Raw genomic sequence first — 10,714 nt, 5'->3', positions numbered from 1 at the left:
AACAAGCAGCGCGCCAAGCGCCACGACGTCGGCAAGACCGTCAAGCGCGCCGAGTCGATCAAGAAACACCAAGCCCACCGAGGTTAAACGCCAAGGTTAGACTCCCGGGGGAGAACGGCCGCTGGTGAGAACTGCCTCTACACCCGGGCGGATGCGCTCTTCGAGCTGACCGACGGGTGCTGTGCTTGGACGGCCCGGTGATGTCGCTGGTCGAGTTGACGCTCACAGTTGAGCACCGCCGTGGGCACGGGGCGATGTACGACGTGGTCAACCACGGCTGGCCGGAGCCCCGCCGCCTGCGCAGACTGGTGGCCTGCACGCCGCTGCCGCGTGCCACCGACCGGCGGATCGTGCTCGCGGTGGACGTGAGCAACTGGATTCGTCCCGACGCCCCTACCAGCCCGGAGTTGCTGTTCTGCCACGTCCACGGGCGGGGCCGCAGCGCGGATCAGTTCATTCCCTGCTGGTCCTACTCCTTCGCGTCCGCGCTGGAGACGGGACGCACGTCCTGGACGGCGGTTCTGGACGCGATCCGGCTGGGGCCGTGCGACGATGCCACCGCGGTGACCGCCGCCCAGCTGCGCGAGGTGGGCACCCGGCTGGTGCAGGCCGGGCAATGGCGGCCGGGTGACGCGGACATCCTCGTCGTGATGGACACCGGCCACGATGTCACCCGCCTCACCTACGTCCTGGCCGATCTGCCCCTCGAGCTGGTCGGCCGGCTCCGCTCGGACCGCGTCATGCTCCGGGACGCCGGCCCACGGTGCTCCACCCCGCGCGGCGGACAGCCCAGCAAGCACGGCGGAGTCCTGGCCTCCTCCAAGCCGACGTCCTGGCACACCCCTGACCAGGCCACAGCGTGCGGGACCACCCGCTTACGGCACGGCCGAAGCCCTCGCCTGGGACCGGATGCACCGCCGCCTGCAGGCTCGTGGCCCCTGGCTCGATAACTGTGGTGAACTCCTCCTGATCCATGGCACGTTGATTCGGCTGAAGGTTGAGTACCTGCCCGGTGACCGCGACCCGAAGCCGGTATGGCTGTGGTCCTCCCGCACCGGGATGACCGGCGAGGATGTCGACCTGCGCCGCCAGGCGTTCCTCCGCAGATTCGATCTTGAACACACCTTCCGGCTGTTCAAACGGACCCCGGGCTGGACCGACCCCAAAAGCCGCGATCCGCACACGGCCGACCTGTGGACCTGGCTGATCATTACCGCACACACCCAACTCCGCCTTGCCCGGGTCGAATGCCTGGGCGCCATGCTGATGTCATTGCCCCTGTCGGCACGACCGAGGGCAGCTCGGCCAGCTCTGTGGCCGGGTCTCGGACCTCGTCAGTCAAGTGAAGCGTCAGCAGCATGAGCGCCTCGCCTCCGCGCGAAGCGCCCTCTGGTTCTGCTTGCCGCGCCCGGTGAAGGCTGTGGTGCCGACCTTGTCCGCCTCCGTCACAGATGACCGCAGCAGCTCGCACAACCTTGGTCCATTTCTGCTCGAGATCGTCGCCATCGTCGTCAAAATGAACATGTGGACTCGCATCAAGCTCGCAGAGGGCGCGATGCCAGGCCCGGCGGAATGCGAATGAGCGGCCGCAGCGTAAGCGGTGTCGAGCCGGGCTGCCCGACACGACACCGTTCCCAGCCCGAAGGCGTCCTGGGCGTCGGTGCCCGTGAGAGGTCGACTTGTCGGCCCGGACGGGTTCTGAAACCGGGTGACCTGCGGGTTACCGCGGTGACGCCCCATCGGCCGCGGCGCGCGAGGGCATCGGCTGAGCCTGCGAGGACCGAGAGTCCATAGCAGGGTGGAAGGAGGCGACGGTGGCCGGGATCGGTGGCCGGAACCTGTGTCCGCACACCGACCACGGGAGTCGCGATGGTGTACGACAACCTGGTCATCGTGCTCGTGGTGGCTGCAGGTGTCCCGTTCCTGCTCGCCTTGGTGCCCCGGGCTCCGCTCCCGGGCCCGGTCCTGGAGATCCTGGCCGGTATCGTGCTCGGGCCTTCGGTACTGAATGTGGTGCGGCCGGACGCCACCGTTCAGACGTTGTCCGTCATCGGACTGAGCTTCCTGCTCTTCCTCGCCGGCCTGGAGATCGACTTCCAGCAGTTGCGGGGGCCACTGGCCAGGCTCGTCGCCGTCGGTCTGGTGGCCTCGATCGCGCTGGCCGGCATCGTCGGCTGGGGACTGGACATCGCCGGCTTGGTCGAGAGCCCTCTGCTGATCGGCACCGCACTCGTGGCCACGTCCTTGGGGCTGCTGGCCCCGATCCTGAAGGACGCCGACGCGATGGCCCGACCGGTCGGCCAACTGACCTTCTGTGGCGCGTCCGCCGGCGAGATCAGCGCCGTGGTGCTGCTGTCGCTGTTCTTCTCCGAGCATGCGTCGAGCACAGGTTCCAGGGTCCTTCTGCTGGTCTGCCTCGCCTGTCTGACGGCGCTCGTCGTGGTGACGTCGAAACGCGCGGGGCGTTCTCTGTGGTTGTCCCGGACACTGGTGAGTCTCGCGGACACGAGCGCCCAGATTCGCGTCCGCCTCACGATGGTTCTGATCGTCGGGCTGTCCGCAGTCGCGATGCATCTGGGATTCGAGGCCGTTCTGGGCGCCTTCGTTGCCGGTGCCGTACTGCGACTGGTCGCGCCTGACGCAGACCGTAAGCATCCGCTTTTCCACGTGAAACTCCAGGGCATCGGCTACGGATTTCTCGTTCCCGTCTTCTTTGTCACCAGCGGTGTCCAGTTCGACCTCGGAGCACTGTTCGCGGACGCCGGGACAGTCCTGCGGGTGCCGATGTTCCTTGCCGCGCTCCTCCTCGTGCGCGGACTGCCCGCACTGATCTACCGCAGGGCCGGTCTCTCCCGCACGGAGGTGATGGCCAGTGGGCTCCTGCAGGCCACGTCCCTGCCCGTGATCGTGGTGGCGATGACGATCGGACTGAAGCTGGACGCGATCCAACCGGCCGACGCGGCGGCGCTGGTGGCGGCGGGGCTCCTGTCCGTGATCGTGTTCCCCCTGATGGCACTGCCTCTGCTGAACCGCTCACGGGAACCCTTGGAGGCGAGACCGCGGGGAAGGCCTGAGTGACAGCCTCAGCCCTCGGAAGGACGCGGTGCACGCACGTGCGCCCGTTGCTTCAGCTCTTCCTGGCCGACCTCCGTCAGCATGTGCTGACCCGGCGCACTCACCATGGTCACGAGAAAGCTGGTCGGTGCGTCCGAGCCGGCGTTGCGTCCTGGTGTGGATCACGTCACCGCACGGTTCCCAGAACGTCTCACCGGCATTGATCACGCGCTCCGGCTCGCCGATCCCCCTTCGGGAAGAAGGGGGCGGAGTGACTTCCTGCAGCAACTTGACCTCTGGCGGGCAGCGAGATCTCGGCTACTGCCACGATCCGCGATCATGCGAAGGGCACGGGGCCGGGAATGTGGGGGTGTGGGCTGCTGTTGTTGCATGCAGGGTGTGGCATGCACTCGCCATCCCGATGCTGGGTGAAAGGAAGGTCTCATGGCACGCAACGCCACCCGTCCCGTCGTGACGCTGAAGTCGACGGCCGGGACCGGAGTGACCTATGTGACGCGTAAGAACCGGGGGAATGACCCCGACCGGCTCGTCCTGCGCAAGTACGACCCGGTGGCAGGGGGGCATGTCCTCTTCCGTGAGGAGCGCTGAGCGGCCCGAGATCACGGAGCCGTCTCTTCCGGGGGACAACCCGGGGCGTTCCCGCCGCGGGTCGGACAAGCACAGGAGGTGCAGAGTCATGAAGGTGCGTAAGTCCCTGCGATCACTGAAGTCCAAGCCAGGCGCGCAGGTAGTACGCCGCCGCGGTGTGACGTTCGTGATCAACAAGAAGGACCCGCGCTTCAAGGCACGCCAAGGCTGACGTCGCCCTGTTCCGGCCTGTGGGCCCGTCCCCGCACCAGCGGGGGTCGGGCCCATGATCCTGAGCGGGCCCGGCGCACCGCACAGACCTGCCCACCGTGGCGGCCTGTATCAGCCACCGTGCGCCCGTCGCGAATGCCAGGTCACTCTTGATCCGCCGCCAGAGGGTCAGCGTTCGGGGCCTGGCTCACTTTCCGTGTACCGGTCACGGTGAGTCATACGGCGTAGCTCAATGGCTGTGGTTGTGGTGAGCTTCGGTGGCGAGAAAGTCTCGCGCCCGACGTGACCCGTCGCGAATGTGGTGCTGGTCCGGAGCTTGATCGTTCGGCAGGTCGAGCGCTCTCGCCAGATCAACGATGGGTTGCAGCGCGTCGGGATAGTCGAGTTCGGCTGCACCTTGCTCATAGATCAGCTTCGCTCCGCGCAGGGGATCGAGTTGGCACGCCACGATCTGGCTGGCCCACCACTGGACCGCAGTCCATCGTGCCTTGGCGAGATCTTCCGAAGCCAGCGGCACCACACCCAACTCTTCCAGTACAAGGGTGAACAGCTCGCGGGCCTGGGGATACTCACCACGCGCGAGGCCGGCCAGCAGGGGAAGCGAGGGAGCCTCGATGTCGGCCAGCAGTGCGTCCAGGCCCACCTGGACCAGGTAAGCGTCCGAGGGGCGATGCCAGGGTTCCGTGACCAAGTCTGCGGCGGCCATCCGGATCAAGCTGATCGCTACAACTGCGTCCACGCTGTCGCCTTCTCATCATCATCCGTAGAGGTAGTTGTCTCACCGAGAGTCGGGTGGTTGATCAGGTGGGCCGGCAATACGGGCACGTCCGTGGTGGAGAGCAACAGCAGGTCCTCGGGACAGGGCGGCATCTCTTTCACGACGCCGCACTGTCGACCACATCAAGGTCGGCCCTGGTCATTTTCAGGTGGTGATTGCCACCGGGATCACCGAGGACGGCGGCCGCGAGGTGCTGGGCGTGATGGTCGGCGATAGCGAGACCGAGGTGTTCTACGCCCATTCGCAGCGGGCACGCCTGGCGGAGCTGCGGTTGACGGCGACCGAGGAGCGGCTCGCCTGCGACCTCAGCCGTGGGCTCGTCGAGCAGAGCGTCGCCGACCTGGCTGCACTGTCCCGCGAGCACGCGCTGCGGGAGCGGCTCACGGAGCTGTTCATGGCTGCCCTGGCCGCCTAGGGGAGGCAAGCCGACGCCCTGGCCGCATTCGAGAGGACCAGACGCGCCCCTGTGCGACAGCCTGAGGTCCAGCCCCTTTCCCCGGCTGCAGCGCGCCCACTACGTCGTACTCAACCACGGGCTGCCCTCCCCCCAGGCGGCGGAAGACACCGCGCGACCGGCCGCGCCACCCGTCCCGGCCCAGCTCCTCGCCGCCGTCCCCGGCATCGTCGGGCGGGCACGGCAGCGCGACCTGTTCGTCCGGACGGCCCTCACGCCCGAACGGCCGCCTGGGACCCCGCTCGTGTGCATGGTCGAAGGCATCGCCGGCGTCGGCAAGACAGCACTCGCACTGCGCCTCGCCCACGACGCGGCGGAGCGCTACCCGGACGGCCAGTCCTACGCCGATCTCGGCGGCTACGGCGCAGCCCCCCGCCCCCTGCTGGAGGTCCTGGCATCGTTCCTCGCGGCCCTGGGCGTGGGCCCCCGGGACATCCCGCCAGACGAGCACTGCCGCGCAACGCTCTTCCGTACCCTCCTGTCGGGCCGACGCGCGCTCCTCCTGATGGACAACGCGCTGCCCTGAGCAGCTGCGCCCCCTGCTTCCCGGCACGGACGGCTGCCTGACCATCGTGACCTGCCGCAACCAGCTGCCCGCGCTGCTGCCCGCTGACGGCGCGGCGGTGCCTCGCTCGCTCGGCCCGCTGACCGACGACGAGTCCGTGGAGTTGCTGGCGCGGCGGATCGGCCGTTCACGGGTCGAGTGGGCTTCCGAGGCCACCGCCGCGATCGCAGACGCCTGCTGCGGCCTGCCCCTGGCCCTGTGCGTGGTTGCCGGCAGAGCGGCGTACAGCGCCCTGCTGTGCCCGTTGAGCTTGATCGCGGAGGAGCTCTCCTCGGCCACGACCAGGCTCAGCGCGCTGGTCGGCGGGGACCCGTCGTTCGACGTGCGGACCGCCCTGTCGTAGTCCTACCAGGCGCTCGAGGCCGCGAGCGCGGCCGCCCTGAAGGCTCTCGCCATGCACTCGGGGCGCGTCATGGCAGCAATCGCGGCAGAGCTCGCCGACGTGACCGGGGCCGAGGCGCGGCGCCTGCTCGCACGGCTCGCGGAAGCCAACCTGCTCTCCGAGGAGGCGCCTGGCCTCTACACCCTCACAGGCCTCGTACGCGACTACGCAGCCGAGCTGCCTCGCGGCACCCCACCGACGACGCCCCCCCCCACGGCTGTCCCCGCTGCCGGCTCCCGCGGACAGCAAATGCCCTGCCGCACGAGCTGTGCCGCGGCGAGCTCGGTCGGCTACCGACGCAGCGCACGCGGTTGAGCCGGCCGTCTCGACCGGGGCGAGGCCAGTCGCTGCGCCATCGGCCTCAAACAGCTTGTCCGCACCCCCCATGCGAAGAAGGGCCAAAGTGCCCAGCAGCTGGGAGACGGCTGGGCGCCCAGGGGCCACGCGCCGCACCGCGCCGCCGGGACGCGGCACTGTCGACTCGGTCGGCACGTCCTACCACCCGGCCGGCCCACTTCAGGGAGGCAATTCGTCGCCACGTGTCAACGGACACCCGGCGAGGGACTCCCCCCGCCTAAGGAGTGGACCCGCCAGTACGGGGGAGGCAGCTAGACCAGCCCGCACCCAAGATCCCACGGAGGGCGGACCTGTTCGGCCATCCGTGCAGGCGCCGCTTCCACACGCCTCTACTGCCGCATCGATGCCCAGGCCACCCACCTGCCACAGCCCCGGAAGCGAACTAGCATTCAGAATCGTCAGAGCGCAGTCAGTGGGCCGCCCCGACCGAGCTCCCGCTTACTTCCTGGCGGACAGCAAGACGACCTGTTCTTCCCGCGGCCCAAGGGGGGCCAGTCCCGGCAGCCGCTGGTGACGGGGCGGAGGCCGAGTGCGGAACGGGCCCCGTGCAGTGCGCCGGCAGGCCCTCGGCATGCCGGCGGCGCAGTAGGGACGGGCAGGCGCGGGGCATCGAGGGGCGGGGGCCAGCGCCGCGGCGGTGCGTAGGCGGCGGTGCCTGTCAAGAGCGGGCCCCACGCCTGTATTGAGAGAAGTGGAGTCAGCTTCGGTATGAGGACGCCCGACACAATCCCGAACGAAGTAGAAGTAGTGCAGCTGCTCGTGTCGCCGGTGCACCGGTACGCGGGACGCCCGGCCGAGGGGCCGTTAGCGGACCCGGTCGGCGGGCTGGTGGAGCGCGTCGAGGTGCGCCGGCTCCTCGGAATCGTCGGCGACCGCTACTTCGCCAAGCCAGCCCACCGGGACGCATCGGTGACCATCATGGCCGAAGAGAGCCTGCCCCTGGAGATCAACCCGGAGGTCGACCTGCGGCAGACCCGGCGCAACATCCTCCTCCGCGGCGTGGACATCGACTCCTACGTCGGCTGGACGATCGAGCTAGGAGGAAACGGAGAGGGCCCCGTCGTGCTCAGCGTAAACCGTGCTGCACGGCCTTGCTCCTGGTTGGACACCGTCGTCGGACCCGGCGCGCATCGTGCGCTGCGGGGGAAGGGCGGTGTGCGGTGCACGCCGCTGTCCGACGGCGTGATCCGTCTCGGCAGCGCGGGGTTCCGCGTCGTGGAAGGACCCGCCAACCGCTAGCTCGGGAGGCGCGCTACGCCTCCCCTGAGCGAACCGACAGCGAGGCGGCACCGCTCACGTGGAGCCAGGCAGCGCGCCTCGCGCGCAGCACGCGCAGTACGACCTGGCCGCACCGTTGGCAGCGCGCAACGAGGCCCGAAGCCCGCCCGTATGTGCAGCAGGGCCAGCGGCCCGGTGCAGCCGCAGAGCGCGCACCGGCTCGTCGCGGCCGTCACGTCGACGGTGAACAACTCGGCGAGGGGCCTGCCAGAGCGTTCCCGTCGATGTGTCCGTCGGCGTCGCCAGTCGTGCCCTGTTTGTGAGCACTTCTTTGCGTTCTGGCGCAGATCTTGGGGAACGGTCGCAGAGGGTGACGGGACGTTCGATTGCAACAGAAGGCTACGAGCCCGGGCCTGTCAGCGTTCCCGCATTCTGGTCCACCACCAGCCGAAGATCGCCCACTCGATGTTGTTGGGCTCGGGCAGGGTACGGCGCTCGAATTCTTCATCGATGCGCGTGATCAGTCGACCCAAGTCCCGTTTGGCCCCGGGAGGAAGGTGCAGCATCGCCCACTCCAGGTCATCACGGGCATCTTCCACCTCTATACCGGGCGAATAGCGCTACGAGCTCGCCGATGAACGACTCGGGCACGCGCTGGACGAGCTGCGCACCGCCGTGGTGGCCGTCGAGGCGGACAAGACCTGCCCGGACGCGGAGACGAAGGGCTGCTGCTGAGATGACTGCGGAGATATCCATCGGCATGGGCCCGTCCCTGGCCCGCCGGGATGCGCTGGCGAAGCGCATACGACTGCTGGTCGCGGTCACGATCGCCTACAACGTCGTCGAGGCGATCGTCGCGATCACCGCCGGGACGCTCGCCTCCTCCACCGCGCTGATCGGCTTCGGCCTGGACTCCGTCATCGAGGTGTCCTCCGCCGCCGCAGTGGCCTGGCAGTTCTCCGCCCGCGATCACGCCGTGCGCGAGGCGCGGGAGAAGACCACCCTGCGGCTCATCTCGGTCTCCTTCTTCGTGCTCGCCGCGTACATCGGCGTCGATGCTGTCCGGGCGCTGACCGGCACCGGGGAGGCTGAACGTTCCATCCCCGGCATCGTCATCGCCGCGCTGTCCCTGGCCGTGATGCCGTTCCTGTCCGCCGCCCAGCGCAAGGCCGGCCGCGAACTCGGCTCCGCCAGTGCGGTCGCCGACTCCAAGCAGACCTTGCTGTGCACCTACCTCTCCGCCGTGCTGCTGGTCGGCCTGGTCCTCAACGCCATCCTCGGCTGGTCCTGGGCCGACCCCATCGCAGCCCTCGTCATCGCTGCCATCGCGGTCAAGGAAGGTCGCGACGCCTGGCAGGGCAAAGGCTGTTGCGCGACACCGGCCGCAGCTGCGCCGATGCCAGCGGCCGGAGCAGACGCTTGTGGCTGCCGTCCCGGGTGCGACTGCTGCAAATAATCGGCCAGCCCAGTGCTGTCGTAACTTGTGAACAGACATTTTGATCCTGTTGACATGACCCACCACGACGCCGGAGTTCCAGAGGAGGGTGAGGCCGGCGGTGACGGCGTCGAGGTCCTGCAGGAGGTGCTGAGCGAAGTGACGGAGGCTGGGCAGCTCGGTGGTGACGCTGGCAGCTTCGATCCATTCGGGGAGTCGGTCGCCTTGAAGGTTGGTGAGCATGTGGGCGAAGGAGCGCACATGCTCGGCGAGCGCTGTCAGTTCGGGGCGGTTGGCCAAGACGGCTTTGAGCTGGATCCGGTCGGTTTCAAGTAGAGCGTCGGGGTGCGTGAGGATCCAACGCGTAACGGCGCGGGCTGATGGCGGCCGGGGGCCGACTGGTTGAGGCTTGCCGCGAAGAGGCCTGCTGACGTAGTCGCGGACGCTGGCGTATCCGCGTGGATAGCCCTGTTCCTTGATCTCCTCCCACAGTTTCCAGGCGTTGGTGCAGCCTTCCTGCCAGCGCTGATCGAGGTAAGGCTTGCAGTCGTCGAGCCTGGTCACACGGCTTTGCCACTGACCGGTGAACATCTCCTCCGGGGTGGTGGCGCGGGAGAAGCGCAAGATCGTGTTGAGGGTCATGCCGAGCTGCCGGGCAGCGGCGGAAAGAAGGTGCCCGGGCGCAAGCGGCACATCGTGACCGACACGCTCGGTCTGCTCCTGGTCGTCGCGGTCACCGCCGCGAACACCGGCGACCGGGACGCCGCGACGGACCTGCTACGGCGGCTGCGCCGCCTGCACCGCGACATCACCCTCGTCTGGGCCGACGGCGGCTACACCGGCTCCCTCGTCGACCTCAAGGCCGAGTTCGCCTACCCGTTGCCCATGTACGTGATCGCCGACCTCATGGGCATCGAAGAGGCGAAGCTGCCGCGGCTGAAGGTGCTGTTCGAGGAGTTCTTCTCGACCCAGACACCGCCGCCCGAAGTCATCGCCACACTCACCGAACTCGCCACGATCGTGGCCGACACGGTTGCCCGCAAACGACACGAGCCGGGTGATGACCTCGCCAGCGCCCTGATCGCTGCGTCCGACGGCGGCGATCGTCTGACCGACGAGGAGATCGTCTCCACCCTGCAACTCATGGTCGCAGCGGGTCACGAGACCACCATCTCTCTCATAGCCAACGCCGTGGTCAACCTCTCGGCCCACCACGACCAGCGCGCCTTGGTGCTGTCCGGCGCGGTCGACTGATCCGCGGTGGTGGAGGAGACGCTGCGCTACTCGACGCCCACGTCGCATGTACTCATCCGCTTCGCCACCGAGGACGTGCCAGTGGGGGACAGGATTCTTCCCGCCGGCGAAGCGCTCATCGTGTCCTACGGCGCGATCGGCCGCGACGAGAGGGCTCATGGTGCGACAGCCGATGAGTTCGACATCACCCGAACCAGGCACATCTCGTTCTGGCACGGGCCGCATGTGTGTCCGGGAGCCGCGTTGTCCCGGCTGGAGGCGGGCGTCGCTCTACCCGCCCTCTACGAGCGCTTCCCCGCCCTCGACCTCTCGGTGCCCGCCGGCCACCATAGTGCGGTGACACGATCCTGAGTAGGCCGCCCCCCCCGGGGGGGGGCGGACGGAGGGGGGGACCCGGG

Annotated in this window: 11 protein-coding genes and 6 pseudogenes; 13 read left to right on the top strand and 4 right to left on the bottom strand. The window is 68.5% G+C overall.

Annotated elements, in window-relative coordinates; all coding sequences use genetic code 11:
• Positions 1-132: 132 nt before the first annotated feature.
• The 3 genes and pseudogenes from ACWCPM_RS34180 to ACWCPM_RS34170 form a co-directional block, all read left to right on the top strand.
• Positions 133-1,242, top strand: a pseudogene (locus ACWCPM_RS34180) (transposase); the annotation flags it as partial.
• A gap of 100 nt (positions 1,243-1,342) precedes the next feature.
• Positions 1,343-1,582, top strand: a complete 240-nt coding sequence (locus ACWCPM_RS34175) for a hypothetical protein (protein WP_450980159.1) — start codon at positions 1,343-1,345, stop codon at positions 1,580-1,582.
• Between the two features lie 287 nt (positions 1,583-1,869).
• Positions 1,870-3,078: a cation:proton antiporter gene (locus ACWCPM_RS34170; protein ID WP_450980158.1), complete on the top strand. Its 1,209-nt coding sequence runs from the start codon at positions 1,870-1,872 to the stop codon at positions 3,076-3,078.
• A 5-nt stretch (positions 3,079-3,083) separates the two neighbouring features.
• Here the strand turns inward: ACWCPM_RS34170 and ACWCPM_RS34165 are convergent.
• Positions 3,084-3,297, bottom strand: a pseudogene (locus ACWCPM_RS34165) (cupin domain-containing protein); the annotation flags it as partial.
• A 201-nt stretch (positions 3,298-3,498) separates the two neighbouring features.
• On the opposite strand from ACWCPM_RS34165, the gene rpmG reads away from it, so the two are divergent.
• Both rpmG and ykgO read left to right on the top strand, forming a co-directional pair.
• Positions 3,499-3,663, top strand: a complete 165-nt coding sequence (gene rpmG, locus ACWCPM_RS34160) for a 50S ribosomal protein L33 (RefSeq protein ID WP_450980157.1) — start codon at positions 3,499-3,501, stop codon at positions 3,661-3,663.
• Between the two features lie 88 nt (positions 3,664-3,751).
• Positions 3,752-3,874 carry a type B 50S ribosomal protein L36 gene (gene ykgO, locus ACWCPM_RS34155; protein WP_028801377.1) on the top strand — a complete coding sequence of 41 codons (123 nt, stop codon included), beginning with the start codon at positions 3,752-3,754 and terminating at the stop codon, positions 3,872-3,874.
• A gap of 228 nt (positions 3,875-4,102) precedes the next feature.
• Here the strand turns inward: ykgO and ACWCPM_RS34150 are convergent, their stop codons facing one another.
• The gene (locus ACWCPM_RS34150) at positions 4,103-4,612 is read right to left on the bottom strand and encodes a hypothetical protein (RefSeq protein ID WP_450980156.1); all 510 of its coding nucleotides are present in this window, start codon (positions 4,610-4,612) and stop codon (positions 4,103-4,105) included.
• 187 nt (positions 4,613-4,799) lie between these two features.
• Between ACWCPM_RS34150 and ACWCPM_RS34145 the strand changes: the two are divergent.
• From ACWCPM_RS34145 to ACWCPM_RS34130, 4 genes and pseudogenes are all read left to right on the top strand, one after another.
• Positions 4,800-5,066 (top strand): annotated as a pseudogene (locus tag ACWCPM_RS34145) (BTAD domain-containing putative transcriptional regulator); the annotation flags it as partial.
• A gap of 289 nt (positions 5,067-5,355) precedes the next feature.
• A complete protein-coding gene (locus tag ACWCPM_RS34140) occupies positions 5,356-5,631 on the top strand; it encodes a hypothetical protein (protein WP_450980155.1) in 276 nt (91 codons plus the stop codon).
• A gap of 46 nt (positions 5,632-5,677) precedes the next feature.
• Complete coding sequence (locus ACWCPM_RS34135) at positions 5,678-6,013, top strand: hypothetical protein (protein WP_450980154.1); 336 nt, start codon at positions 5,678-5,680, stop codon at positions 6,011-6,013.
• Positions 6,014-7,117: 1,104 nt separating this feature from the next.
• Positions 7,118-7,648 (top strand): molybdenum cofactor biosysynthesis protein, encoded by a 531-nt coding sequence (locus ACWCPM_RS34130; protein WP_450980153.1) that lies wholly within the window; start codon positions 7,118-7,120, stop codon positions 7,646-7,648.
• 13 nt (positions 7,649-7,661) lie between these two features.
• On the opposite strand, the pseudogene ACWCPM_RS34125 reads toward ACWCPM_RS34130, so the two are convergent.
• Together ACWCPM_RS34125 and ACWCPM_RS34120 are read right to left on the bottom strand one after the other, a co-directional pair.
• Positions 7,662-7,863, bottom strand: a pseudogene (locus ACWCPM_RS34125) (DUF6510 family protein).
• 180 nt (positions 7,864-8,043) lie between these two features.
• Complete coding sequence (locus tag ACWCPM_RS34120; protein WP_450980152.1) at positions 8,044-8,226, bottom strand: hypothetical protein; 183 nt, start codon at positions 8,224-8,226, stop codon at positions 8,044-8,046.
• 19 nt (positions 8,227-8,245) lie between these two features.
• Between ACWCPM_RS34120 and ACWCPM_RS34115 the strand changes: the two are divergent.
• The 4 genes and pseudogenes from ACWCPM_RS34115 to ACWCPM_RS34100 form a co-directional block, all read left to right on the top strand.
• Positions 8,246-8,362, top strand: a pseudogene (locus tag ACWCPM_RS34115) (transcriptional regulator); the annotation flags it as partial.
• Position 8,363: 1 nt separating this feature from the next.
• Complete coding sequence (locus ACWCPM_RS34110; RefSeq protein WP_450980151.1) at positions 8,364-9,083, top strand: cation transporter; 720 nt, start codon at positions 8,364-8,366, stop codon at positions 9,081-9,083.
• 54 nt (positions 9,084-9,137) lie between these two features.
• Positions 9,138-9,398 (top strand): hypothetical protein, encoded by a 261-nt coding sequence (locus ACWCPM_RS34105; protein WP_450980150.1) that lies wholly within the window; start codon positions 9,138-9,140, stop codon positions 9,396-9,398.
• A gap of 132 nt (positions 9,399-9,530) precedes the next feature.
• Positions 9,531-10,667 (top strand): annotated as a pseudogene (locus tag ACWCPM_RS34100) (cytochrome P450).
• The last annotated feature ends 47 nt before the right edge of the window (positions 10,668-10,714 follow it).

This window comes from Streptomyces sp. NPDC002309, assembly GCF_053593375.1.
The sequence above is the reverse complement of the archived record's forward strand: the minus strand, read 5'-3'. Positions and strand labels throughout refer to the sequence as shown.